The organism is Pilimelia anulata, assembly GCF_014647895.1.
Classification (GTDB): Bacteria; Actinomycetota; Actinomycetes; order Mycobacteriales; family Micromonosporaceae; genus Pilimelia; species Pilimelia anulata.
Genome location: NZ_BMQB01000001.1, coordinates 929,309 through 952,722, shown reverse-complemented (window position 1 = coordinate 952,722; position 23,414 = coordinate 929,309). Strand labels below are relative to the sequence as shown.

At 74.8% G+C, this 23,414-nt stretch carries 24 protein-coding genes; 8 read left to right on the top strand and 16 right to left on the bottom strand.

Going from position 1 to position 23,414, the window contains the following annotated elements:
• Position 1 precedes the first annotated feature (1 nt).
• From zwf to pgl, 3 genes are all read left to right on the top strand, one after another.
• The gene (gene zwf / locus IEY94_RS04225; protein WP_189168646.1) at positions 2-1,573 is read left to right on the top strand and encodes a glucose-6-phosphate dehydrogenase; all 1,572 of its coding nucleotides are present in this window, start codon (positions 2-4) and stop codon (positions 1,571-1,573) included.
• Positions 1,574-1,646: 73 nt separating this feature from the next.
• Positions 1,647-2,633, top strand: coding sequence for a glucose-6-phosphate dehydrogenase assembly protein OpcA (locus tag IEY94_RS04220; protein ID WP_189168645.1), 987 nt, complete (start codon positions 1,647-1,649; stop codon positions 2,631-2,633).
• Positions 2,630-3,427, top strand: coding sequence for a 6-phosphogluconolactonase (pgl, locus tag IEY94_RS04215; protein WP_229783286.1), 798 nt, complete (start codon positions 2,630-2,632; stop codon positions 3,425-3,427). Before IEY94_RS04220 ends, pgl begins: the two co-directional genes overlap by 4 nt.
• A 152-nt stretch (positions 3,428-3,579) precedes the next feature.
• Here pgl and secG read toward each other — a convergent pair whose 3' ends face one another.
• The 8 genes from secG to uvrC all read right to left on the bottom strand — a co-directional run bounded on the left by secG (position 3,580) and on the right by uvrC (position 12,152).
• Complete coding sequence (secG, locus tag IEY94_RS04210; RefSeq protein WP_189168644.1) at positions 3,580-3,834, bottom strand: preprotein translocase subunit SecG; 255 nt, start codon at positions 3,832-3,834, stop codon at positions 3,580-3,582.
• Between the two features lie 212 nt (positions 3,835-4,046).
• Positions 4,047-4,838: a triose-phosphate isomerase gene (tpiA, locus tag IEY94_RS04205; protein WP_189168643.1), complete on the bottom strand. Its 792-nt coding sequence runs from the start codon at positions 4,836-4,838 to the stop codon at positions 4,047-4,049.
• Complete coding sequence (locus IEY94_RS04200; RefSeq protein ID WP_189168642.1) at positions 4,835-6,049, bottom strand: phosphoglycerate kinase; 1,215 nt, start codon at positions 6,047-6,049, stop codon at positions 4,835-4,837. The genes tpiA and IEY94_RS04200 overlap by 4 nt, the downstream gene beginning before the upstream one ends.
• A complete protein-coding gene (gap, locus tag IEY94_RS04195) occupies positions 6,049-7,047 on the bottom strand; it encodes a type I glyceraldehyde-3-phosphate dehydrogenase (protein ID WP_189168641.1) in 999 nt (332 codons plus the stop codon). Before gap ends, IEY94_RS04200 begins: the two co-directional genes overlap by 1 nt.
• Before the next feature lie 131 nt (positions 7,048-7,178).
• Positions 7,179-8,159 carry a DNA-binding protein WhiA gene (gene whiA / locus IEY94_RS04190; RefSeq protein ID WP_189168640.1) on the bottom strand — a complete coding sequence of 327 codons (981 nt, stop codon included), beginning with the start codon at positions 8,157-8,159 and terminating at the stop codon, positions 7,179-7,181.
• Positions 8,160-8,204: 45 nt separating this feature from the next.
• Positions 8,205-9,170, bottom strand: a complete 966-nt coding sequence (locus IEY94_RS04185) for a gluconeogenesis factor YvcK family protein (RefSeq protein ID WP_229783285.1) — start codon at positions 9,168-9,170, stop codon at positions 8,205-8,207.
• Positions 9,167-10,021, bottom strand: coding sequence for an RNase adapter RapZ (rapZ, locus tag IEY94_RS04180; protein WP_189168820.1), 855 nt, complete (start codon positions 10,019-10,021; stop codon positions 9,167-9,169). Before rapZ ends, IEY94_RS04185 begins: the two co-directional genes overlap by 4 nt.
• Positions 10,022-10,154: 133 nt before the next feature.
• Positions 10,155-12,152 (bottom strand): excinuclease ABC subunit UvrC, encoded by a 1,998-nt coding sequence (gene uvrC / locus IEY94_RS04175; protein WP_189168639.1) that lies wholly within the window; start codon positions 12,150-12,152, stop codon positions 10,155-10,157.
• A 102-nt stretch (positions 12,153-12,254) separates the two neighbouring features.
• On the opposite strand from uvrC, the gene IEY94_RS04170 reads away from it, so the two are divergent.
• Together IEY94_RS04170 and IEY94_RS04165 are read left to right on the top strand one after the other, a co-directional pair.
• Positions 12,255-12,599, top strand: a complete 345-nt coding sequence (locus IEY94_RS04170) for an ArsR/SmtB family transcription factor (RefSeq protein WP_373291191.1) — start codon at positions 12,255-12,257, stop codon at positions 12,597-12,599.
• Entirely contained in the window at positions 12,596-13,054 is a 459-nt protein-coding gene (locus tag IEY94_RS04165; RefSeq protein ID WP_189168637.1) for an SRPBCC domain-containing protein, read from the top strand. The genes IEY94_RS04170 and IEY94_RS04165 overlap by 4 nt, the downstream gene beginning before the upstream one ends.
• 106 nt (positions 13,055-13,160) lie before the next feature.
• On the opposite strand, the gene IEY94_RS04160 is transcribed toward IEY94_RS04165, so the two are convergent.
• A complete protein-coding gene (locus tag IEY94_RS04160) occupies positions 13,161-13,895 on the bottom strand; it encodes an SDR family oxidoreductase (RefSeq protein WP_189168636.1) in 735 nt (244 codons plus the stop codon).
• 104 nt (positions 13,896-13,999) lie between these two features.
• On the opposite strand from IEY94_RS04160, the gene IEY94_RS04155 reads away from it, so the two are divergent.
• Both IEY94_RS04155 and IEY94_RS04150 read left to right on the top strand, forming a co-directional pair.
• Entirely contained in the window at positions 14,000-14,467 is a 468-nt protein-coding gene (locus IEY94_RS04155) for a MarR family transcriptional regulator (RefSeq protein ID WP_189168635.1), read from the top strand.
• On the top strand, positions 14,464-15,156 hold the full coding sequence (locus tag IEY94_RS04150; protein ID WP_189168634.1) for a hypothetical protein: 693 nt from the start codon (positions 14,464-14,466) through the stop codon (positions 15,154-15,156). The genes IEY94_RS04155 and IEY94_RS04150 overlap by 4 nt, the downstream gene beginning before the upstream one ends.
• A gap of 87 nt (positions 15,157-15,243) precedes the next feature.
• On the opposite strand, the gene IEY94_RS04145 is transcribed toward IEY94_RS04150, so the two are convergent.
• From IEY94_RS04145 to IEY94_RS04120, 6 genes are all read right to left on the bottom strand, one after another.
• A complete protein-coding gene (locus tag IEY94_RS04145) occupies positions 15,244-15,714 on the bottom strand; it encodes a Rieske (2Fe-2S) protein (protein WP_189168633.1) in 471 nt (156 codons plus the stop codon).
• Between the two features lie 108 nt (positions 15,715-15,822).
• Positions 15,823-18,774: an excinuclease ABC subunit UvrA gene (gene uvrA, locus IEY94_RS04140; RefSeq protein ID WP_189168632.1), complete on the bottom strand. Its 2,952-nt coding sequence runs from the start codon at positions 18,772-18,774 to the stop codon at positions 15,823-15,825.
• Positions 18,775-18,969: 195 nt separating this feature from the next.
• On the bottom strand, positions 18,970-19,566 hold the full coding sequence (locus IEY94_RS04135; protein WP_189168631.1) for a DUF4360 domain-containing protein: 597 nt from the start codon (positions 19,564-19,566) through the stop codon (positions 18,970-18,972).
• Positions 19,563-20,189: a DUF4360 domain-containing protein gene (locus IEY94_RS04130; protein ID WP_189168630.1), complete on the bottom strand. Its 627-nt coding sequence runs from the start codon at positions 20,187-20,189 to the stop codon at positions 19,563-19,565. Before IEY94_RS04130 ends, IEY94_RS04135 begins: the two co-directional genes overlap by 4 nt.
• 89 nt (positions 20,190-20,278) lie before the next feature.
• Entirely contained in the window at positions 20,279-20,902 is a 624-nt protein-coding gene (locus tag IEY94_RS04125) for a DUF4360 domain-containing protein (protein WP_189168629.1), read from the bottom strand.
• A gap of 94 nt (positions 20,903-20,996) precedes the next feature.
• Positions 20,997-21,602 (bottom strand): DUF4360 domain-containing protein, encoded by a 606-nt coding sequence (locus IEY94_RS04120; RefSeq protein WP_189168628.1) that lies wholly within the window; start codon positions 21,600-21,602, stop codon positions 20,997-20,999.
• Positions 21,603-22,062: 460 nt separating this feature from the next.
• On the opposite strand from IEY94_RS04120, the gene IEY94_RS04115 reads away from it, so the two are divergent.
• Positions 22,063-22,806, top strand: coding sequence for an RNA polymerase sigma factor (locus IEY94_RS04115; RefSeq protein ID WP_189168627.1), 744 nt, complete (start codon positions 22,063-22,065; stop codon positions 22,804-22,806).
• A gap of 120 nt (positions 22,807-22,926) precedes the next feature.
• On the opposite strand, the gene IEY94_RS04110 is transcribed toward IEY94_RS04115, so the two are convergent.
• On the bottom strand, positions 22,927-23,361 hold the full coding sequence (locus tag IEY94_RS04110; RefSeq protein WP_189168626.1) for a hypothetical protein: 435 nt from the start codon (positions 23,359-23,361) through the stop codon (positions 22,927-22,929).
• Positions 23,362-23,414: the final 53 nt, after the last annotated feature.

Here is a 23,414-nt window from a genome sequence, read left to right as displayed (position 1 = left end):
CATGCCCGATCCCGTGAGCGCGACCGCGGCGCCGGCCACCACCGGCGCCGCGCGGACCGGCAACCCGTTGCGCGACCCGCGGGACCGGCGACTGCCGCGCATTCCCGAGCCGTGCGCCGTGGTGATCTTCGGCGTGACCGGCGACCTGGCCCGGCGCAAACTCATCCCGGCCGTGTACGACCTGGCCAACCGCGGCCTGCTGCCGCCGCACTTCGCCCTGCTCGGGTTCGCCCGGCGGGACTGGGGCGACGGCGAGTTCCTGCCGATCGCCCGCGACGCCGCCCGCAACGGCGCCCGGACGGCGTGGCGGGAGGAGGTGTGGCAGCGGCTGGCCGACGGGTTCCGCTTCGTCGGCGGGTCGTTCGAGGACGACGGCGCGTTCGACGAGCTGGCCGCCGAGATGCGCAAGCTGCGCGCCGAGCGCGGCATCGGCGGCAACGCCGCGTTCTACTTCTCCATCCCGCCGGCGGCGTTCCCCGTCGTGCTCAAGCAGTTGGAGCGCACCGGGCTCGCCGACGGCGCCCGGGAGGGCGGCTGGCGCCGGGTCGTGGTGGAGAAGCCGTTCGGCAACGACCTGCCGTCGGCCCGGGCGCTGAACGAGCTGGTCGACTCGGTGTTCACGCCGGAGGGCGTGTTCCGGATCGACCACTACCTCGGCAAGGAGACCGTCCAGAACATCCTGGCGCTGCGCTTCGCGAACACGCTGTTCGAGCCGGTGTGGAGCGCCCGGTACGTCGACTCGGTGCAGATCACCATGGCCGAGGACCTGGGCATCGGCAGCCGGGCCGGCTTCTACGACGCCGCCGGCGCCGCCCGCGACGTGCTCCAGAACCACCTGCTGCAACTCCTCGCGCTGGTGGCGATGGAGGAGCCGACGTCGTTCGACGCCGAGGAGATCCGGGCCGAGAAGCTCAAGGTACTCAAGGCGATCAAGATGCCCGCCGACATCACCGCCGGGACCGTCCGCGGGCAGTACCTGGCCGGCTGGGTGGCCGGCGAGCGGGTCGGCGGGTACCTGGAGGAGCCCAAGGTGCCCGGCGACTCCACCACCGAGACGTACGTGGCCGTGGACCTCGCCATCCAGAACCGGCGCTGGGCCGGCGTGCCGTTCCACGTGCGCTGCGGCAAGCGGCTGCCGCGCCGGGTCACCGAGGTGGCGATCCTGTTCAAAAAGGCGCCGCACCTGCCGTTCCACCCCACCGACGTGGAGATGCTCGGCCACAACCAGCTCGTCATCCGGGTCCAGCCCGACGAGGGCGTGGTGCTCAAGTTCGGCTCCAAGGTGCCGGGCTCGACGATGGAGCTGCGGGACATCGCCATGGACTTCGGGTACGGCGAGACGTTCACCGAGACCAGCCCCGAGGCGTACGAGCGGCTCGTCCTGGACGTGCTGCTCGGCGACCGGACGCTGTTCCCGGACGCCGCCGAGGTCGAGGAGAGCTGGCGGGTCGTCGACCCGCTGGAGGAGGCGTGGGCGGGGACCAAGCCGGAGCCGTACCGGGCCGGCGAGTGGGGCCCGCACGCCGCCGACGAGATGCTGCGCCGCACCGGGCGGTCCTGGCGCCGCGCGTGAAGTGGCGTACGCCGCAATCGCCCCACCCCGCTGCCGGGCCCGACCCGGCCGGGCCGACCATCAGGAGGTGCGGATGATCTCCCTCTGGGACACCAGCGGCGCCCGGGTCGTCACGGCGCTCGCCGCCGAGCGGCGCAGCGCCGGCGGCGTGGCCAGCGGCATGGCCCTGTCGCTCATCGTCGTCGTGGACGAGGCCCAGGTACACGAGGCCGAGGCGGCGGCGACCATCGCGGCGGCGGCGCACCCGTGCCGGCTGCTCATGGTCGTGCGCTCGGACATCGAGCGGCCGACCAGCCGGCTGGACGCCGAGATCGTCGTCGGCGGCCGGCTGGGGCCGTGCGAGGCGATCGTCATGCGGATGTACGGCCGGCTGGCCCTGCACGCCGAGTCGGTGGTGATGCCGCTGCTCGTCCCGGACGTGCCGGTGGTCACCTGGTGGCACCGGGAGGCGCCGGAGCAGATCGCCACGGACTTCCTCGGCGTCGTCGCCGACCGGCGGATCACCGACGCTGCCCAGGCCAGCGACCCGACCGCGGCGCTGCGCCAGCGGGCGGCCGACTACGCCCCCGGCGACACCGACCTGATCTGGACCCGGATCACCCCGTGGCGCACGCTGGTCGCCGGGGCGCTGGACGCCCGCCCGGCCACCGTGATCGGCGCCCGGATCGTCGCGCCGATGGCCGACCCGACCGCCGCGGTGATGAGCGGCTGGCTGGGCGCCCGGCTGGGCGTGACCCCGACGCTGGAGCCGGCGGCGGACGCGCCGCGGATGCGTACGGTCGCGCTGACCTGCGCCAACGGCGACGAGCTGGTGCTCACCCGGGACGGCGACCGGGCGGTGTTCAGCCGCACCGGCCAGGCCGACCAGCACCTGCCGCTGACCCGCCGCCCGCTCGGCGAGGAGCTGGCCGAGGAACTGCGCCGGCTCGACGCCGACCAGGTGTACGCCGACGCGCTCGGCGCGCTGTCCGGGATCACCGGCCTGGACGACCGGGCCGGCCACCGGGTGCACGTCTGGCGCGACCCGGTCGCGCTGTCGGCCTCGGCGGTGGGGGCGTGAGCGTCGCCCCGATCAACGCCAACGGCACCGAGGCCGCCGTCGTCGTGCACGCCGACGCCGACGTGCTCGCCGAGGCGGCCGCGGCGCGGCTGGCCGTCCGGCTGGTCGACGCCCAGGCCGCCCGCGGCGCCGCCTGCGTGGTGCTGACCGGCGGCGGCGTGGCCGACCGGGTGTACCGGGCGCTGGGCCGCAGCCCGGCCCGCGAGGCCGTGGACTGGGCCCGGGTCGACGTGTGGTGGGGCGACGAGCGGTTCCTGCCCGCCGGCGACCCGGACCGCAACGAGACGCAGGCCCGGGCGGCGCTGCTGGACAGCCTGCCGCTGGACCCGGACCGGGTGCACCCCATGCCGGCCAGCGACGGCCCCGACGGCAACGACCCCGAGGCGGCCGCCGCCCGGTACGCCGCCGAGCTGGCCGCCGCGGCCGGGCCGGGGCACGCCACCCTCCCCCACTTCGACGTGCTGCTGCTCGGCATCGGCCCGGACGCGCACGTCGCCTCGGTGTTCCCCGAGCACCCGGTCACCTACGAGACGCGGCCGGTCAGCGCGGTGCGGGGCAGCCCGAAGCCGCCGCCGAACCGGATCACGCTGACCCTGCCGGCGCTGAACACCGCCGAGGAGATCTGGCTGATCGCCGCCGGGCGGGAGAAGGCCGCGGCGGTGCGGCTGGGGCTGTCGGGGGCCGGGCCGGTGCAGGTACCGGCGGCCGGCGTGCACGGGCTCAGCCGCACGCTGTGGCTGCTGGACCGGCACGCGGCGGCCGACGTGCCGCCGCGCCTGCGCAGCCTGCGCTGACCACCGCGCCGCGGTTCTCCCGCGGGTACGGATGGCGAACCAGCGGCGCGGCCGCGGCCCGACCAGCGAATCCGCGGCGCTGGCTCACGCCGGCGACGGACGCGCGAGCACCCGGCGCCGCGGGCGGCGGGCCGGGTGCGCGGGTGCGGCGGTCAGGAGATGTCGGCGAGCTTCAGCCAGAAGCCCAGGCCCACCACGCAGGCGAACCAGACCACGCCGACGAGGATCGTGTACCGGTCGAGGTTGCGCTCCGCCACCGAGGACCCGGCCAGGCTGGTGCTCACGCCGCCGCCGAACATGCTGGACATGCCGCCGCCCTTGCCGCGGTGCAGCAGGACCAGCAGGGTGAGCAGGATGCTGCTGAGCAGCAGCAGGCCCACCAGGATGTATGCGAACCAGATCGGCATGGCGTACGACGTCCTCTCAGCGAAAAGCACCGCAAGAATACCGGCCACCGGCGTGCCGCGGTTGCCCGGGCGCCACCTTACCGGCCGATGATCCCCGGATCGCGCCGAGGCGGGCACCGGGCACCGATCCGGGCGGAATCCCCCGGCGCCCCGGCGCGCCGCCCGGCGCCGCGCCGGGCCGACCCGATGTGCCCGGGCCGGCCCGACGGCGGTCAGCGGGTGATGTGCTCCGGGAACCGGGCGATCGTGGCGAACTCCTCGGCGTCGAGGCTGGCCCCGCCGACCAGCGCGCCGTCGATGTCCGGCTCGGCCATGATGGCCGCGATGTTGCCGGCCTTGACCGAGCCGCCGTACAGCAGCCGCACCCCGCCGGCGACGTCCGCGCCGTGCACCTCGGCCAGCCGGGCGCGCAGCGCCCCGATGACCTCCTGGGCGTCCGCCGGGGTGGCGGTGCGGCCGGTGCCGATGGCCCAGACCGGCTCGTACGCGACGACCAGCTTCGCCACCTGCGCCGCCGACAGCCCGGCGAGCGCCCCGTCGAGCTGGGCGACCGTGTGCGCGACGTGTTCGCCGGCCTCGCGGACGGACAGGCCCTCGCCGACGCAGACGATCGGCGTCAGCTCGTGCGTCAGCGCCGCCTTGATCTTGGCGTTGACCAGGGCGTCGTCCTCGGCGTGGTACTGCCGCCGCTCCGAGTGCCCGACCACCACGTACGCGCAGCCGAGCTTGGCCAGCAGCGCGCCGCTGACCTCGCCGGTGTACGCGCCGCCGGCGTGCGCCGACAGGTCCTGCGCGCCGTAGCCGAGCAGCAGCTTGTCGCCGTCGACCAGGGTCTGCACGCTGCGCAGGTCCACGTACGGCGGCAGCACCACGACCTCGACGTCGGTGAGCTGCTTCTCGCTGAGGCTGAAGGCCAGCTTCTGCACCAGCGCGATCGCCTCGAGGTGGTTGAGGTTCATCTTCCAGTTGCCGGCCATCAGCGGCCGGCGGGTCGGCGCGGTCACCGCTGCCCCTCCTCGTCGAGCACGGCCACGCCGGGCAGTACCCGGCCCTCCAGGTACTCCAGCGACGCACCGCCGCCGGTGGAGATGTGCCCGAACCGGTCCTCGCCGATGCCCAGCGCCCGGACCGCGGCGGCGGAGTCGCCGCCGCCGACCACGGTGAACGCGTCCAGCCCGGCGATGGCCTCGGCCACCCCGCGGGTGCCGGCCGCGAACGGGGCCAGCTCGAACACGCCCATCGGGCCGTTCCAGAACACCGTCCGGCTGCCGGCCAGCGCCGCCGCGAAGGCGGCCACGCTGGCGGGGCCGATGTCCAGGCCGAGCCGGTCGTCCGGGATCGCGTCGGCCGGTACGACGGCGTGCGCGGCGTCGGCGACGAACGCGGTGGCGGCGACGATGTCGGTGGGCAGCACGAGCTTGTCGCCGGCGCTGGCCAGCAGCTCGCGGCAGGTGTCCACCATCTCGTCCTCGACCAGCGACCTCCCGATGCCGTGACCCTGCGCGCGCAGGAACGTGAAGCACATCCCGCCGCCGACCAGCAGCTTGTCGACCCGGGGCAGCAGCGCCCGGATCACGGCCAGCTTGTCGGAGACCTTCGACCCGCCGAGCACGACCGCGTACGGCTGGGCCACGTCGGCGGTGAGCCGGCGCAGCACGGCCAGCTCGGTCAGCACCAGCCGGCCCGCGGCGGCCGGGCGGCGCCGGGCGACGTCCACCACGCTGGCGTGCTCGCGGTGCACGGCGCCGAACGCGTCGTCGACGTACCGGTCGGCGAGCGCGGCCAGGGCGTCGGCGAACGCGCCCCGCTCGGCGGCGTCCTTGCTGGTCTCGCCGGGGTTGAAGCGCAGGTTCTCCAGCAGCGCGACGCCGCCGGGGGCCAGCCCGGCGGCCGCCGCCCGGGCGGCCGGGCCGACGGTGTCGGCCGCGAACGCCACCTCGGCGTCGAGCAGCTCGCCGAGCCGCGCGGCCACCGGCGCGAGCGTGTACGCCGGGTCCGGCGCGCCCTTCGGCCGCCCCAGGTGGGAGCAGACGAGGACGGCGGCGCCCGCGGCGCGCAGCGCGTCGATGGTCGGCACGGCGGCGCGGATCCGGCCGTCGTCGGCGATGGCCCGGCTGCCGTCGGCGCCCTCGCGCAGCGGGACGTTCAGGTCGGCGCGCACGAGTACGCGCTGGCCCTTCACGCCCTCGGCGAGCAGGTCGTCGACCGAGCGCATCAGGCGCCGACCAGCTTGACCAGGTCGACGAGGCGGTTGCTGTAGCCCCACTCGTTGTCGTACCAGCCGACGACCTTGACCTGGTCGCCGATGACCTTGGTCAGCGGCGCGTCGAAGATGCAGGACGCCGGGTCGGTGACGATGTCGGTGGAGACGATCGGGTCCTCGCTGTACTGGAGGATGCCGCGCAGCGGGCCGTCGGCGGCGGCCCGGACCGCGGCGTTGACCTCCTCGATCGACGTCTCGCGGGACGCGGTGAACGTCAGGTCGGTGGCGGAGCCGGTCGGGATCGGCACGCGCAGGGCGAAGCCGTCCAGCTTGCCCTTCAGCTCCGGCAGGACCAGGCCGATCGCCTTGGCGGCGCCGGTCGAGGTCGGGACGATGTTCAGCGCGGCGGCGCGGGCCCGGCGCAGGTCGCTGTGCGGGCCGTCCTGCAGGTTCTGGTCCTGGGTGTACGCGTGGATCGTGGTCATCAGGCCGCGCTCGATGCCGATCGCGTCGTGCAGGGCCTTGGCCATCGGGGCGAGGCAGTTGGTGGTGCAGGACGCGTTCGAGATGATCGTGTGCCGCGCCGGGTCGTACGCGTCGTCGTTGACGCCGAGGACGATCGTGACGTCCTCGTTCTTGGCCGGGGCGGAGATGATGACCTTCTTGGCGCCGCCGTCGACGTGCGCCCGGGCCTTGTTCGCGTCGGTGAAGATGCCGGTGGACTCGATCACGATGTCGGCGCCCAGGTCGCCCCACGGCAGGGCGGCCGGGTTCCGCTCCGCGAGTGCCTTGAACGTCTGGCCGCCGACGCTGATCTCGTCGGCGCTGGCCTTCACGTCCTGGCCGAGCCGGCCGAGGATGCTGTCGTACTTGAGCAGGTGGGCGAGGGTCGCGTTGTCGGTGAGGTCGTTCACCCCGACGATCCGGATGTCCGCGCCCGACGCCAGTACGGCCCGGAAGAAGTTCCGCCCGATACGGCCGAAGCCGTTGATGCCAACCCGGATGGTCACAGATCCGTCTCCTCGCTCGTGGTCCGCCCGGCCCGTGGCCGGCCTCACCGCGACCCTATCGGAGCCGCCCCGCCGCAGCGCGCCGGAGGAGGACCGGCGTGCGGCCGGTCACCCGCGGGCGCCCGCCCGGTTCAGCAGGTGAGCATCTCCGGGGTGACGGCGGCCTCCGTGTCCGGGATGCCCAGCTCGCGGGCGCGCTTGTCGGCGAGCGCGAGCAGCCGCCGGATCCGGCCGGCGATGGCGTCCTTGGTCAGCGGCGGGTCGGCCAGCGCGCCCAGCTCCTCCAGCGACGCCTGCCGGTGCTCCAGCCGCAGCGCGCCCGCGGTGGTGAGGTGGCCGGGGGCCTCGTCGGCGAGGATCTCCAGCGCCCGGGTGACCCGGGCGGCGGCGGCCACGGCGGCCCGGGCGGACCGGCGCAGGTTCGCGTCGTCGAAGTTGGCCAGCCGGTTCGCCGTCGCCCGCACCTCGCGGCGGACCCGCCGCTCCTCCCAGGACAGCACCGAGGAGTGGGCGCCGATGCGGGTGAGCAGGGCGCTGATCGCGTCGCCGTCCTTGACCACCACCCGGTCGACGCCGCGGACCTCGCGGGCCTTGGCGGTGATGCCGATCCGCCGGGCGGAGCCGACGAGCGCGAGCGCCGCCTCCGGGCCGGGGCAGGTGATCTCCAGCGCGCAGGAGCGGCCGGGCTCGGTGAGCGAGCCGTGCGCGGTGAACGCGCCGCGCCAGGCGGCGACGGCGCAGCACACGTTCGCGGCCACGACGTGCGGCGGCAGTCCGCGCACGGGGCGCCCGCGGACGTCGAGCAGGCCGGTCTGCCGGGCCAGCGCTTCGCCGTCCTTGACCACCCGGACGATGTAGTGGCTGCCCTTGCGCAGCCCGCCGGAGGCGAGCACGTGGATCTCGCTGGAGTAGCCGTACACCTCGGCGATCTCCCGGCGCAGCCGTCGGGCGACCGCGCCGGTGTCCAGCTCGGCCTCGACGACCACGCGGCCGGAGACGATGTGCAGGCCGCCGGCGAAGCGCAGCAGGGCGGTCATCTCGGACTTGCGACAGCAGGGTTTGGGTACGTCGACCCTGCTCAACTCGTCCTTGACCGCAGCGGTCATCGCCATCTGGTAGTTCACCTCGCGGGGCCGGTGGGGATGCGGTTCACAGTCTTAACGAGCGGAAGCGAGCAGGGGAACCAGCGCGGCCCCCAGAGCGGCGGGATCGTGCCGCGGGTCACCGTCGGCGACCGCCACGGACGCGGTCACGAGCCGGGCGCCGAGCGACGCCGCGGCCCGGGCCACCGGGTCGGGGTCGCCGACCGCGCGGGTGTCGGCGAGGACGGTGTCGACCCGCAGCGCGGGCAGGTAGTGGCGCAGCGCGGCCAGGTGCCCGGCCAGCGACAGGCCGTCGGTCTCCCGGTCCGGGGCGAGGTTCAGCGTGACGATCCGGGCGGCCGGGCTGGCCACGATCGCCGCGGCCAGGTCCGGCACGAGCAGGTGCGGCAGCACGCTGGTGTACCAGCTCCCGGGGCCGAAGATCAGCACGTCGGCGGCGCGGACCGCGGCGACCGCCTCCGGGCAGGCGGCCGGGCCGGGCGGGGCCAGCCGCAGCGCGACCACCCGGCCGGGGGTGACGGCGACGGCGTGCTGGCCGCGGACGGTGGCGATCCGCTCCGGCTCGGCCGGGTCCCGGCCGACCACGTCGGCCTCGATCCCGACCGGCTCGCAGGACATCGGCAGCACCCGACCCTGCGCCCCGACCATGGCGCCGACGTGCTCCAGCGCGGCGACCGGGTCGCCGAGCATCTCCATCAGCCCGCACAGCACCAGGTTGCCGACGGCGTGGCCGGTGAGCGGGCCGGGGTCGCCGCCGTACCGGTACTCGAACAGGTCGATCGTGCGGGCGCTGTCCGGGTCGTCGGCGGCCAGCGCGGCCAGCGCCTTGCGCAGGTCGCCGGGGGGCAGGCCGCCGCGCTCGTCGCGCAGCCGGCCGCTGGACCCGCCGTCGTCGCCGACGGTGACCACCGCGGTGAGGTCGAGTTCGAGCTTGGCGGCGCTGGTGCGCAGTGCGCGCAGCGACGCGGACAGGCCGCGGCCGCCGCCGAAGGCGACCACCCGGCAGGGTGCGCCGCTCACTCGCGCCCCAGGTCCCGGTGCTGGGTGTGGGCGACCAGGCCGACCTGCTGGAGCCGGGTGGCCAGCTCCTCGGCCAGCGCCACGCTGCGGTGCTTGCCGCCGGTGCAGCCGACCGCGACGGTCACGTACCGCTTGCCCTCGCGGGCGAAGCCCGGCGCGGTCGCGTTGACCATCCGGGCGTACGTCTCGATGAACGAGCCGGCGCCGCGCTGGGTCAGCACGTACCGGCTCACCTCGGCCCGCTGGCCGGTGAAGTCGCGCAGCTCGGGCACCCAGTACGGGTTCGGCAGGAAGCGCGCGTCGACGACGAAGTCGGCGTCCTGCGGGATGCCGTACTTGAAGCCGAACGACAGGACGGTCACCTGCAGCGCCCGCGCCTCCTCGGCGCCGAACATCTCCTCCACCCGGGCGCGGAGCTGGTTGGGGTTCAGGTGGGTGGTGTCGATGAGGACGTCGGCCAGCTCGCGCGCCTCGGCGAGCATCGTGCGCTCGGTGGCGATGCCGTCGGAGAGCCGGCCGGAGCCCTGCAGCGGGTGCGCCCGGCGGACGCTCTCGAACCGGCGGATGAGCGTGTCGTCGGCGGCGTCCACGAAGACGACCTTGGGCTGGAAGCCGCGGGCCCGGAGCTGCCGGATCGCGCCGGTCATGTCGGTGGAGAAGGCGCTGCTGCGCACGTCCAGGACCATGGCGGTGTGCCGGGCGTTGCCGCCGGCGGCGTACGCCAGCTCGGCCATCTCCACCATCAGCGCCTGCGGGAGGTTGTCGACGACGTAGTAGCCGACGTTCTCCAGCGCCCGCGCCACGGTGCTGCGCCCGCCGCCGGAGAGCCCGGTGACCACGAGCAGCGCCATCGCCGACCGGGGCGGGACCCCGGCCGGGGGTACGTCACTGGACACGTGCTGGCTCCTCCCTCGGCCGGCGAGCGGCCACTGTTGGCGATCCTATGCGCTGGCCCCGGCGGGCGCCGGGCGGTGACGGGCCCGGCTAACCGGGGCCGGCGGCGACGGGCTCGGTGGGCGCGATGTCCGATTCGGCGGGCGGGGCGGACCCGGCGTGGCCGTCCGGGCCGGCGGGCGGGGCGGGGTCCGGTTCGGCGAGGACAGCGAGGATCGCCTCGGCGGTGCGGCGGCCGACGCCGGGCACCTCCATGATCTCCTCGGCGCCGGCCGCGGCCAGCCGCTTCAGCGAGCCGAAGTGCCGCAGCAGCGCCTTGCGCCGCGCGTCGCCCAGCCCGGCGATGCCGTCCAGCGCCGACTCGGTCATCCGGCGCGAACGCCGCTTGCGGTGGAACCGGATCGCGAAGTCGTGCGCCTCGTCGCGCAGGTGCTGGAGCAGGTACAGCGCGCCGGAGGTCCGCGGCAGGATCACCGGGAACGCCTCGCCCGGCAGCCACAGCTCCTCCATCCGCTTGGCCAGCCCGACCACGGTCAGGTCGGTCACGCCCCGCTCGGCCAGCGCGGCGGCGACGGCGTTGACCTGCGGCTGCCCGCCGTCGACGACGAAGAGCTGCGGCGGGTACGCGAACCGCCGCGGCCGCCCCACCGGCGCGGCACCGGCGGCCGGCTCGGCGGCCGCGGCGGCCTCCTCGGCGTCGCCCCGGGCGAACCGCCGCCGGACCACCTCGGCGAGCGCGGCGAGGTCGTCCACGCCGGCGTCGCCGCGGACGGCGAACGTGCGGTAGTCACTCCTGCGGGGGGCGCCGTCCTCGAACACGACCAGGCTGGCGACCACGTCGGTGCCGTGGAGCTGGGACACGTCCACGCACTCGATCCGCAGCGGCCCGCTGGCCATGCCCAGCGCCTCGGCCAGCTCCTCCAGCGCCCGGCTGCGGGCGGTCAGGTCGCCGACCCGGCGCAGCTTGTGCTGGGCGAGGGTCTGGCCGGCGTTGCGGGCGACGGTGTCCAGCAGCGCCCGCTTGGCGCCGCGCTGCGGCACCCGCAGGCCGACCCGGGAGCCGCGGTGCTCGCTCAGCCAGTCGGCGAGCGCGTCGGCGTCGCCGGGCAGCGCCGGGACGAGCAGCTCCCGGGGTACGTCGCCCTCGCCGGACCGCCCGCCGTACACCTGGGAGCAAAAGTGGTGCACCAGGTCGCCGGTGGTCAGCTCCTCGGTCTTCTCCACCACCCAGCCGCGCTGGCCGCGGACCCGCCCGTCCCGGACGTGGAAGACCTGGACGGCGGCCTGCAACTCGTCCTCGGCGAACGCGACCACGTCGGCCTCGGTGCCGTCGGTGAGCACGACCGCCTGCTTGGCCAGCGCCCGGCGCAGCGCGGCGAGGTCGTCGCGCAGCCGGGCGGCCCGCTCGAACTCCAGCTCGGCGGAGGCGGCCTGCATCTCGCGTTCGAGCCGCTTCTCCAGGCCGTGCGTGCGGCCCGCCATGAAGTCGACGAAGTCCTCGACGATCCCCCGGTGCTCGGCGGCGGACACCCGGTCGACGCAGGGCGCGGCGCACTTGCCGATGTCGCCGAGCAGGCAGGGGCGGCCGATCTGCCGCATCCGCCGGAACACCCCGGTCGAGCAGGTGCGGGCGGGGAAGACGCGCAGCAGCAGGTCCAGCGTCTCGCGGATGGCCCAGGCGTGCGAGTACGGCCCGAAGTAGCGGACGCCGGGCTTCTTCTCCCCCCGCATGACCTGTAGCCGCGGGTACTCCTCGAACAGCGTGACCGCGAGGTACGGGTAGGACTTGTCGTCCCGGTAGCGGACGTTGAACCGCGGGTCGTGCTCCTTGATCCAGGTGTACTCCAACTGGAGCGCCTCGACCTCGCTGGCCACGGTCACCCAGTCGACCCGGACGGCGGTGGTGACCATCTGCCGGGTGCGCTGGTGCAGGCCGGCGAGGTCGGCGAAGTACGAGTTCAGGCGGCTGCGCAGGCTCTTGGCCTTGCCCACGTAGATGACCCGGCCCGCGGCGTCGTGGAACCGGTACACCCCGGGCGCGTCCGGGATGGTGCCCGACGCGGGTCGGTAGGTCGCGGGGTCCGCCATACCGACAAGCGTACGCACGGGTACGACATCGACGGTCCGCCCCGATCCGGGCGGATGCCCGATTCCCGGCCGGGCGCGGCGGTAAGTGGTACCTTACGGTTCGTGGCCACTTACCGAGGACCCGGCGCGCGCCGGGTCGGCCCGCGCTCCCCCGCCGGCACGCACCACACCGTGCTGGAGGCCCTCGCCGACCCCACCCGCCGCGACGTCCTGGCCGCGCTGCGCGCCGGGCCGGCGTCGGTGGGCGAGCTGGCCCGGCGGCTGCCGGTCAGCCGGCCGGCGGTCTCCCAGCACCTGCGGGTGCTGCGCGACAGCGGCCTGGTCCGGTACGAGCCGGCCGGGACCCGCAACGTGTACCGCCTCGACCCCACCGGCCTCGGCCCGCTGCACTCGTGGCTGGACGGTTTCCGGTGCACCCCGTCCGCGCGGGAAGGGACATCGACATGACCCCTCGGCACACCCCGACGGCGCTCGCGCCGCTGCTGCACACGGTCCTGCTGCCGGTGCCGCCGGCCCGGGCGTTCCGGCTGTTCACGGCCGAGTACGGCGGCTGGTGGCCGCTGCGCACCCACTCCGTCGGCGGCGAGCGCAGCGGCGGCGTGCACTTCGGCGGCGCCGCCGGCGAGCAGATCATCGAGCAGCTCGCCGACGCCGAGCCGGTCACCTGGGGCACGCTCACGGTCTGGGACCCGCCGTACCGGGTGGCGTTCACCTGGCACCCCGGCCGCCCCGAGCCGGAGGCGACCCGGATCGAGGTCACGTTCATCGGCGTGGACGACCGCACCGAGGTGACGCTGCGGCACACCGGCTGGGTGAACCGCCCGGACGGCGACGCGGCCCGCGAGCGGTACGCCCGGGACTGGCCGGCGGTCCTCGACGCGTACGCCGCCAGCACCGACTGACCCGCCCGCGGCTGCCGCACCCGGCCGGGCCGAATCCGGCCGACCATCGGGCCACCCCGCGGTGCGGCCCGCGAGCTGCCGGCCGCACCGCGGCCGGGTCGGGTCGCTAGAGGCCGCCGGCCACCCGCAGGACCGCCCCGGTGGTGTACGACGCGCCGGGGTGGAGCAGGTGGGCGATGGCGTCCGCGACCTCCTCGACCAGCCCGGCGCGGCCCATCGGGATGCGCCCGGCGAGCCGGTCCGGCCGCCCCGGGTCGCCGGAGGCGGCGTGGATGTCGGTGCGGATGATGCCCGGCGCCACCGCGTTCACCCGGACCCCCTCGACGGCCAGCTCCCTGGCCAGGCCGAGGGTGAGCGCGTCGATGGCGGCCTTGGTGGCCGCGTAGTGCACGTACTCCCCCGGGCTGCCCAGCGTGGCCGCGACCGAGGAGACGTTGACGATCGCGCCGCCGGCGGTCAGCCGCCGGGCCGCCTCGCGGGCGCAGTACAGGTACCCGAGCAGGTTGACCTCCACCACCCGGCGCAGGTCGGCCAGGTCGGCGTCGGCCAGCCGGCCCATCGGCGAGGTGACGCCCGCGTTGTTGACCAGCCCGGCCAGCGGGCCGAGGGCGTCGGCGGCGGCGAACAGCGCGGCCACCCGGTCCGGGTCGGCGGTGTCGACGGCGCACGTCTCGGCCCGGCCGCCGGCGTCCCGGACGGCGTCGGCCACCGCGGCGGCCGCGGCGGCGTCCCGGCGGTACCCCAGCAGCAGGACCCGGTCGGGCGCGGCGAGGCGCAGCGCGGTCGCGGCGCCGATGCCGCGGCTGGCGCCGGTGATGATCGTGACGGGCGCGGACGACATCCCCGCAGCCTAGGCGCCGCTCCCCCGCGCGGGCTGTCGCCCGCGTCACTACTGAGCATGACTCACTATGTAGTATGCTCACTATCCCGACGGGAGGAGCGGCGATGGACAAGAGCGCACGCGCAGGGCAGGAGGAGGCGCGGTACCGCGCGCTGGACCGGCTGCTGGAGCTGGTGGTCCTGCTCAACGAGGACATGACCGGCCGGCTCGCCGCCGACGGCCTGACCGAGTCCCGCGCCCGGCTGCTCTGGGTCCTGCGGGCCGCCGGCCCGAGCACCCAGCGGGCGCTCGCCGACGCCCTCGGCGTCAGCGCCCGCACGGTCACCGGCCTGGTCGACGGGCTCGCCGGCACCGGGTTCGTCACCCGCGAGCCGCACCCCACCGACCGGCGGGCCGCGCTGGTCACGTTCACCGCGCGCGGCGCGGACGCGGTCGCGGCGCTGGAACGGGAGCGGGGCGGGTTCGCGGCGCTGCTGTTCGACGGCATGGCCCCGGACCGGTTCGCCGGCCTGCTCGCCGGCCTGGGGGAGCTGCTGGACCGGCTCCGCCCCCACCTGCCGGTGCGGTCGTGAGCGGGCGGCGCGGCCGGGCCGGTGCGGTCGCGAGGGGGCAGCGCGGCCGGGGCGGGGCGGTCGTGCGGGCGGTGTGGCGGGTGGCCGTCGCCGTCGTCCGGTACGAGCTGGCGCTCTGGCGCAACCTGTGGCGCTGGGCGCGGCGCCGGCCGCCGCTGCTGCCCGCGGGCGCGCACGGCTTCGGGTACGCGGCGGGCGTCGCCCCGACCCTGCGCGCCTTCGTGATCATCTCGGCGGTGGAGCTGCCGATCGTCCACTTCGTCGTACCGTGGTCCGGCGCCCGGCTCGCGCTCGACGTGCTCGGGGTGTACGGGCTGGTCTGGATGGTCGGGCTGCTCGCCACCACCCGGCAGGAGCCGCACCTGGTCGGCCCGGCCGGCATCCGCGTCCGGTACGGCATGACCGGGCGGCTGGCGATCCCCGCGGCGGACATCGCGTCGATCACCGCGCGCACCCGGACGCTGCCGCCCGGCACCGTGCTGGTCGAGGACGAGCCCGACGGCGGCCGGGCCGCGCACCTGGCGGTGGTCGGCCAGACCAACGTGGACGTCGTGCTGCGCGGGCCGCGGGTGCTGCCGCTGCGCCGCGCCGCCGGGCGCCCGCTCACGGCCGTCCGGTTCTACGCCGACGACCCGGCGGCCCTGGTCGCCCGGGCGCGGGAGCTGCTGGCCGACCGCCCGGCCGCCTGACCCCGCGCCGCCCGCCATGGGGCGCGTCGCGGGTCGCGGGCGGCCGCGGCGGGTGCGCGGCTCGACCCGGACGCCGGGCGCGGGCGGCTACGGCGCCGGGACGATCTCGTCGCCGTCCTTCTTCACCGTGCGCTCCGGCAGCGCCGCCCGGGCCGGGCCGCCCAGCACCGAGCCGTCGGTGATGGAGAAGTCGCTGTTGTGGCAGGCACAGTGGATCTTGCCGGCGGTGACCGCCTGGACCGTGCAGCCCTGGTGCGTGCACTTGGCGCTGAAGCCCTTGTACACGCCCGCCGTCGGCTGGGTCACCACGACCTCGCGGTCCTTGAGCACCACGCCGCCGCCGACCGGCACCTCGGCCGCCTTCACCAGCGCCGTCGGCGCCGCGGTCGTCGGCGCGCCGGTCGCCGGCCCGCCCTGCGTCGCGGTCGGCTCGGCCGCCGTGTCCTTGTCGCCGTCGCCGCAGCCGGCGAGCACCGTCGTCGCGCCGACCGCCCCCGCGCTGAACAGGACGGCCCGCCGGCCCGTCCGCGGGCTGGTCGCCGTGGTGTCCTCGGTCATCATCGGCCCCTCTCTCCGGTACGCCGGGCGCGGCGCCGGGCAGCGCCACCGCCACACGGTATGCGGTACGGCACAGACATACCTCCCGATCGAGGAGGTAAGGGCAGCCTATTCAGGCTTCCGGGCCTTCGTCCGGGTCGCCCGCGCCGGGCGCCGGGCGCCGTCCGCGCCGGCCGCCGCCGGGGCCACCCCGGCCAGTACCGGGCCGAGGAACCGGCCGGTGTGGCTGGCCGGGTTCGCCGCCACCTGCTCCGGGGTGCCGGCGGCGACGACCGTACCGCCCTTGTGGCCGCCCTCCGGGCCCATGTCGATGACCCAGTCCGCGGACTTCACGACGTCCAGGTTGTGCTCGATGACGATGACCGTGTTGCCCTTGTCGACCAGGCCGCCCAGCACCAGCAGGAGCTTGCGGATGTCCTCGAAGTGCAGGCCGGTGGTCGGCTCGTCGAGCACGTACACCGTCCGGCCGCTGGACCGCTTCTGCAGCTCGCTGGCCAGCTTCACCCGCTGCGCCTCGCCGCCGGACAGCGTCGGCGCCGGCTGGCCGAGCCGCACGTACCCGAGGCCGACGTCGTTGAGCGTGCGCAGGTGCCGGTGGATGCCGGGGATCGCGGCGAAGAAGTCGGCCGCCTCCTCGATCGGCATCTCCAGCACGTCCGAGATCGTCCGGCCCTTGTAGTGCACCTCCAGCGTCTCCCGGTTGTACCGGGCGCCCTTGCACACCTCGCACGGGACGTACACGTCCGGCAGGAAGTTCATCTCGATCTTGATGGTGCCGTCGCCGGAGCAGTTGTCGCAGCGGCCGCCCTTGACGTTGAACGAGAACCGGCCCGGCCCGTACCCGCGGACCTTCGCCTCGGTCGTCTCGGCGAACAGCCGCCGGACGTGGTCGAACACGCCCGTGTACGTCGCCGGGTTGGACCGCGGCGTGCGGCCGATCGGCGACTGGTCGACGCCGACGACCTTGTCCACATGGTCCAGCCCGCGCACCCGGGTGTGCCGGCCGGGGACCATCCGGGCGCCGTTGAGCTGGTTGGCCAGCACGGTGTACAGGATGTCGTTGACCAGCGTGGACTTGCCCGAGCCGCTCACCCCGGTGACCGCGACGAACTGGCCCAGCGGGAAGGCGACGCTGAGGTTGCGCAGGTTGTGCTCGCGCGCCCCCTCGACCACCAGCTCCCTGCCCTTCTCCCGCGGCCGCCGCTGCGCCGGCGTGGGGATGCGGGAGCGCCCGGACAGGTACGCGCCGGTCACCGACTCCTTGCTGCGCAGCAGGTCCCGGTACGTGCCGCTGTGCACGATCCGGCCGCCGTGCTCGCCGGCCCCCGGCCCGATGTCGACGATCCAGTCGGCGGTGCGGATCGTGTCCTCGTCGTGCTCGACGACGATCAGCGTGTTGCCGAGGTTCTTCAGCCGGACCAGCGTCTCGATCAGCCGGTGGTTGTCCCGCTGGTGCAGGCCGATCGACGGCTCGTCCAGCACGTACAGCACGCCGACCAGGCCCGAGCCGATCTGGGTGGCCAGCCGGATCCGCTGCGCCTCGCCGCCGGACAGCGTGCCCGCGGCCCGGTCCAGCGACAGGTAGTCCAGGCCGACATCGACGAGGAAGCGCAGCCGGGCGTTGATCTCCTTGAGCACCCGCTCGGCGATCATCCGCTGCCGGTCGTCGAGCTGCATCCCGGCCAGCAGCTCGGCGCACTCGCCGATGCTCAGCCCGCAGACCTCGGCGATGTTGCGCCCGTGCAGGGTGACCGCCAGCACCTCGGGCTTGAGCCGGGCGCCGCCGCAGGCCGGGCAGGGCACCTCGCGCATGTACCCCTCGTACTTCTCCCGCGACCACTCCGACTCGGTGTCGCCGTGCCGGCGCTCGATCCACTGCACCACGCCCTCGAAGCCGGTGTAGTAGGAGCGGCTGCGGCCGTACTTGTTGCGGTAGCGCACGTGCACCTGGTCGGCCGCGCCGTACAGGATCGTCTTCTGCGCCTTGCTCGGCAGCTTGCGCCACGGCGTGTCCAGGTCGAAGCCGGCGGCCTCGCCCAGCGCCTCCAGCAGGTGCAGGAAGTACTCCAGCGTGTGCCCGCCCGACCACGGGGCGATCGCGCCCTCGCGCAGCGACCGCTCGGGGTCGGGGATGATCAGCTCGGCGTCGACCTCCTTGCGGGTGCCGAGGCCGGTGCAGTCGACGCAGGCGCCGTACGGGGAGTTGAAGGAGAAGACCCGCGGCTCCAGGTCCTCGATGGCGAGCGGGTGGTCGTTCGGGCAGGCCAGGTGCTCGGAGAAGCGCCGCTCCCGGGTGCCCTCGGCGGTGGCGGTGGCGCCGGGGATCTCGACGCCGGCCGGGACGTCGACGAACTCGACAGTGATGATGCCGGCCGCGAGCGCCAGCGCCGACTCGACCGAGTCGGTGAGCCGCTGCTTGGACCCGGCCTTGACGGCGAGCCGGTCGACCACCACCTCGATGGTGTGCTTCTCCTGCTTCTTCAGCTTCGGCGGCTCGGTCAGCGGGTGCACCACGCCGTCGACCCGGACCCGGGCGTAGCCCTTGGTCTGGAGGTCGGCGAACAGGTCGACGTACTCGCCCTTGCGGCCGCGGACGACCGGCGCGAGCACCATGAACTTGGTGCCCTCGGGCGCGGCCAGCACCCGGTCGACGATCTGCTGCGGGCTCTGCCGGGAGATCCGCTCGCCGCAGGCCGGGCAGTGCGGCTCGCCGGCGCGGGCGAACAGCAGCCGCAGGTAGTCGTACACCTCGGTGATCGTGCCGACGGTCGAGCGCGGGTTGCGGGAGGTCGACTTCTGGTCGATCGAGACCGCCGGGGACAGGCCCTCGATGAAGTCGACGTCGGGCTTGTCCATCTGGCCGAGGAACTGCCGGGCGTACGCCGACAGCGACTCGACGTAGCGGCGCTGGCCCTCGGCGAAGATCGTGTCGAACGCGAGGCTGGACTTGCCCGAGCCGGACAGCCCGGTGAACACCACGAACGCGTCGCGCGGCAGGTCGAGGTGCACGTCGCGCAGGTTGTGCTCGCGCGCGCCACGGATGATCAGTCGGTCGCCCACTTGCCGTCCTCACCGGGTCGGGTCTGTGGTGGCCGGGAATCGTCTGCCGGGTTTGCGGGGGAATGCGCACCCAGCGGGGCCACCGCCGGCAACTGTAGCCCCGACCCCCGACACTTCTCATCCACCGAGCCCGCGCGGCGCGCGGCGGCACCGCGCCCGCCGGCCGACGTGCGGCGCGGCGGGCGCGGGCCCGGTTCAGCAGGGCTGGGTGACCAGGTCCCAGAGGGCGCCGTACCCGACGTCGATGCGGTTGCCGCCGGGGCCGCTGGCCCGGATGTTCTGCGTGATGATCAACTGGTCGAGGCCGCCGCAGCGGGAGCCCCAGAAGTCGTCCAGGGTGTGCGCCGCCTGCCACGAGCCGTCGTACGGGCCCTCGCCGCGCCAGCCCGGCAACTCCAGGGTGCGGCTGTCGCCCTGCCAGAAGTACTTGCTCTTGAACTGGGCCGTCGCGCCCGGCCGCAGGGTGGCCTCGCCGCTGTACGCGACCCGGCGCAGCCCGACCCGGTGGCCCTCGGCGGCGGTGAGCCGCAGCACCAGCGTGCAGGCCACGATCGCCGGGCTGTGCGGCGTCCGGGCGGTGAAGTCCCGGTACAGCGCGGTCAGCCCGCCGCCGGTCGGGTCGACGATCACCGACGTGCTGTCCTTGTCGCAGCCCGAGCCGGAGACGGCGACCAGTTCGACGCCGACCGGGCCGCGGCGCGGCTCCGGCGCCGCGGTGGCCGGCGGCGCCGCCAGCGGTACGGTGCAGGCGGCGATCAGGGTCGCCGCGGCGACCCGGTTGCGCGTGCTCATCGGTCTCCCCCATCCGGTCGGTTGCAGCTATCCAGCCGCCAGTCGATGCGCAGGGCCCAGTCCTCGTCCGGCCGGGTCATCCCGATCCGGTTGACGCCCGCGCCGTCCGCGCGCAGGGACTGGGTGAGGTTGAGCCGGTCCGTCCCGCAGTCCGACCACTGGCCGCGGTCGGGGTGCTGGGTGACCTGCCAGCGGTCGTTGAACCAGCCGCGCCGGGACCAGCCGGGGTGGACGACGGTGTCGCCGCCGGCCCACTGGTACTTGGCCTTGAACGTCACGTGGCCGCCGGTCAGCCTGGCGTCGCCGCGGTAGGTGACCTCGCCGATGCGGGCGCGGTACCCGGCCGGCGGCGTCACCTCCAGGACCAGCGTGCACGCCTTGAGGTCGGGGTCCGGCGGGGTGGCCGCGCGGAACCCGCCGAAGCTGACGGTGATGCCGGCGTCGTCCGGCTGCGGCGCGACGTACGCGCTGCCGCGCGGGCAGCCGGAGCCGGCGACGGTGACCAGCCGGACCCGTACGGGGTCGGTGGCGGGATCGTCGGGCGGGCCGGCCGCAGCCGGACCGCCCGGCACCGCGGCCAGCCCGGCGAGGGCGGCGGCGGCTATTCGGGTGGCGAGTCTCATGGGTGGTTGCCTCCTCGGCCGAGGGCATGGTTGGTGGGCCGCTGGCGGCCGCGCGCCGAGTGCGCGACCGCCAGCGGCCCCGGAGGGATTCAGGCGCGGGTGGTGCAGGGCTTGGTGTCCAGCTCCCAGATCGTCGAGTACCTGGAGTCGGCGGTCTCCATGTTCACGACGTTGGTGCCGGTACCGGTGGCCTTGAGGTTCTGGGTGATCACGAGCTGGTCGGTGCCGCCACAGCGGGAGCCCCAGAACTCGGTCAGCGTGTGCGTCGCCTGCCAGGACGAGTCGTACGGCCCGGTGCGCTTCCAGCCCGGCAGCTCCTCGGTCCGGGAGACGCCCTGCCAGAAGTACTTGGCCTTGAACTCGGCGCTGCCCCGGGCGACCAGCACGGCCTCGCCGCGGTAGTCCACCTTGCGGACGCCGAGCCGGTAGCCCGGGTCGAGCTTGACCTTGAAGGTGACGGTGCACGCCTTCACCGCCGGCGTCGTCGGGGTGCGCACCTCGAACGCCCCGTACAGGATGGTGAAGCCACTGCCGGCCGGGTTGATCTCCACGTGGGTGGTGCCGTCGTTCGGGCAGCCGGCGCCCGAGAGGCCGGCCAGCTCCAACTGGGGCGGCCCGGCGGACCGGGCCGCGGCCGCGGGCACCGCCACGCCGGCGCCGACGCAGGCGGCGACCAGCGCGCCGGCGAGGAGTCTGGACACGTACGTTTTCATGAGCGTTTCCCCTGTCTGTTGCGGTGCGGCACGGGTCGCTGGCGCAACCGGCGGCACCGCGCCCGCGAGGAGGGCGCGGCGCCGCCGGTGGCGGTCAGCACTCCTCGATGTCGAAGTCCCACTTGGACGAGTAGCTGGAGTCGGCCGTCTCCAGGTTGACGACGTTCGAGCCGCTGCCGCTGACCTTGAGGTTCTGCGTCACGTTGAGCCGGGTCTCGACGCCGCAGAGGGTGAAGTACTTCTCCTTGATCCGGTGCTCGGCGTCCCACGAGCCGTCGTACGGGCCGCGGTCCGCCCAGCCCGGGTGCTCCAGCGTGCGGGAGTTGCCCTGGTAGAAGTACTTGGCCTTGAACTCCGCCCGGGCACCCGTGCGCAGCACCGACTCGCCGCGGTAGGTGACCTTGCGGATGCCGACCTTCAGGCCCGCCGGGACCTTGATGTTGAGTACGAGGGTGCAGTTGCGCAGGGTCGGCGTCTGCGGGGTACGCGCCTCGAACGCGTCGTACAGCGCGGTGAAGCCGGTGCCGTCGAGGTTGGGCACGATCGTCGCGGTGTCCGCGGGGCAGCCGGAGCCGCCGTACGAGACGACCTCGATCTGCGGCGGGGTCGGGCGGGGCCCGGCCGCGGCGGGGACGCCGAGGCCGGCGGCGAAAAGCGCCCCGACGAGCGCGCCGGCCGGGATAGTGCGCGAGCTGGTCATGCTTCCCTCCATCGCGGGTGCCTCCGTGCGGCGCGCGCCGACCGGCGCACCGGCGGGCGCGGGCCCACCGCGGGGACGTGCCACCCGCCAGGCCGTCCCCGTCCGACCTGTGTAGATGAAGAGAACGCATCGGCCGGGTCGAATACCTGCACCCGGCCAACGGTGCACGAATTGCGAATACGACGAAATGCCGCCGGCCCCCGAAAAGGCGGGGTGACCGGCGGATTCCTGTATTCACTCACGTCTTTTCATGAGCCGGCCACGCGCACACCGGCCCCGATCGGACCGGGTCGGGGATTGACATCGGCCAATCGGTGCGGGGACCGGGTGCGTTCGGGCGATCACTCCACAGTGGAATCATGTCGTCGCGCAGGGTAGGCTCCGGGGTGGGAGAGCCCACTTCCGCGGGCTGTCACGGGGGCGCCGCTGCTACGGCGTATGCACCACAGCGGGAGTCGCCATGCCATCGCTCGATGCCCTGGTCCGTCCCACTCCGACCTGCGTACCGGCCCCGCCGGCGGGCGCCGCGCGCCCGGCCGCGCCGGCCGCCTCCCGACCGCCGCCCACGCCCCGCCGGCCCGGCGCCGGGCCGGCCGCGGGGGCGGGCGGTAGCGCCGGGCGGCACCCGATCGAACCGGGAATCCTCGCCGCGGCCGCGGCCGGCGACGAGCATTCCTGGGCGCGGCTGATCCGCGCGTACGGCCCGCTCGTACACGGCCTCACCCGGCGCTATCGACTCAATGACGCCGATACCCACGACGTCGCGCAAACCGTGTGGCTGTCGCTGATGGAGAATGCGCACACCATCCGCGAACCGGCGGCGCTCGCCTCCTGGCTCGGCCGGACGACGCGCAATGTCTGCCTGCAATTGCTGCGCCAGCACCGGCGGGTCCAGCCGGTCGCGCCGGACACGGTGGCGGCGCTGTCCGACCGCGGGCACGAGCCGATCGACGCGGCGCTCGGCGCCCTCACGGCGGCCCAGTGGGGCGAGGTGCTGCGGGCGGCGACGGCCGAGCTGCCGGCGCGCTGCCGGCGGCTGATCGGGCTGCTGCTGCGGGAGCCGGCGCTCAGCTACGGGGACATCGCGGCGGAGCTGGGGGTGCCGCCGGGGAGCCTGGGGCCGACCCGGGCCCGGTGCCTGGCCAAGCTGCGCCGGACGAAGGCGTTCGCGGCCGCCCTCGCCGCCGCCCGCGCCGCCGGCTGATCCCTCGCCGGTCACCGGCCGCGGGCGTGCCACTCCGCGAGGTGCGGGGCGAGCCACCCACCTGCGGGTGATCGCGCCGAGCGGCCCGCTCCGCGACGGGAACGGGCCGCTCGGCGCGGATCAGTGGTGAACCGAGAACCGGATGCGCTGCTGCCAGTAGTCGATGGCATAGATCACGATGTACTTCTTGCGATCCGGCACGTTGCGGGCCAGTACCGTCTCCCGGTCTCCGCACGCGGTAACCGGGTCGGTGTAGGTCAACGACCCATTGACCGCCGGGTAGAAGCCCAGCAGGAATGTCTGGCATCGGTCGGAGGGCTCGGCCGGATCCTTGATGTGGGACACGCTGATCGTCTTGCACCTGGACCGGGGTGTGGTCAACACCTTGCTACCGACCCGGCCGGCTTCGTAGAAGCCGTACTCCGGCTGCACCGACACGCAGGCCGTGCGGCCGCGGTCGGCGGCCCCGGCGGGTGCGGATGTGACTCCCAGCAGTGCGGCGGCAGCCACCATGCCGGTGAGGAGGGTGGTGGTTAGGAGTTTCACGATGGTCACTCCTGTTCGTCTCATTGATCAAGATTGGTGCGTACTGCCCGGTGAGGCTGACT

What these genes read in the sequence shown, in the direction of transcription:
- zwf (WP_189168646.1), top strand. Translation starts at nt 2, where the DNA reads ATGCCCGATCCCGTGAGCGCGACCGCGGCGCCGGCCACCACCGGCGCC.
- IEY94_RS04220 (WP_189168645.1), top strand. Translation starts at nt 1,647, where the DNA reads ATGATCTCCCTCTGGGACACCAGCGGCGCCCGGGTCGTCACGGCGCTC.
- secG (WP_189168644.1), bottom strand. Translation starts at nt 3,834, where the DNA reads ATGCCGATCTGGTTCGCATACATCCTGGTGGGCCTGCTGCTGCTCAGC.
- IEY94_RS04200 (WP_189168642.1), bottom strand. Translation starts at nt 6,049, where the DNA reads ATGCGCTCGGTCGACGACCTGCTCGCCGAGGGCGTGAAGGGCCAGCGC.
- whiA (WP_189168640.1), bottom strand. Translation starts at nt 8,159, where the DNA reads ATGGCGATGACCGCTGCGGTCAAGGACGAGTTGAGCAGGGTCGACGTA.
- rapZ (WP_189168820.1), bottom strand. Translation starts at nt 10,021, where the DNA reads ATGGCGCTGCTCGTGGTCACCGGGCTCTCCGGCGGCGGGCGCAGCACC.
- uvrC (WP_189168639.1), bottom strand. Translation starts at nt 12,152, where the DNA reads ATGGCGGACCCCGCGACCTACCGACCCGCGTCGGGCACCATCCCGGAC.
- IEY94_RS04165 (WP_189168637.1), top strand. Translation starts at nt 12,596, where the DNA reads ATGACCCCTCGGCACACCCCGACGGCGCTCGCGCCGCTGCTGCACACG.
- IEY94_RS04160 (WP_189168636.1), bottom strand. Translation starts at nt 13,895, where the DNA reads ATGTCGTCCGCGCCCGTCACGATCATCACCGGCGCCAGCCGCGGCATC.
- IEY94_RS04155 (WP_189168635.1), top strand. Translation starts at nt 14,000, where the DNA reads ATGGACAAGAGCGCACGCGCAGGGCAGGAGGAGGCGCGGTACCGCGCG.
- IEY94_RS04145 (WP_189168633.1), bottom strand. Translation starts at nt 15,714, where the DNA reads ATGACCGAGGACACCACGGCGACCAGCCCGCGGACGGGCCGGCGGGCC.
- IEY94_RS04135 (WP_189168631.1), bottom strand. Translation starts at nt 19,566, where the DNA reads ATGAGCACGCGCAACCGGGTCGCCGCGGCGACCCTGATCGCCGCCTGC.
- IEY94_RS04130 (WP_189168630.1), bottom strand. Translation starts at nt 20,189, where the DNA reads ATGAGACTCGCCACCCGAATAGCCGCCGCCGCCCTCGCCGGGCTGGCC.
- IEY94_RS04125 (WP_189168629.1), bottom strand. Translation starts at nt 20,902, where the DNA reads ATGAAAACGTACGTGTCCAGACTCCTCGCCGGCGCGCTGGTCGCCGCC.
- IEY94_RS04120 (WP_189168628.1), bottom strand. Translation starts at nt 21,602, where the DNA reads ATGACCAGCTCGCGCACTATCCCGGCCGGCGCGCTCGTCGGGGCGCTT.
- IEY94_RS04115 (WP_189168627.1), top strand. Translation starts at nt 22,063, where the DNA reads ATGCCATCGCTCGATGCCCTGGTCCGTCCCACTCCGACCTGCGTACCG.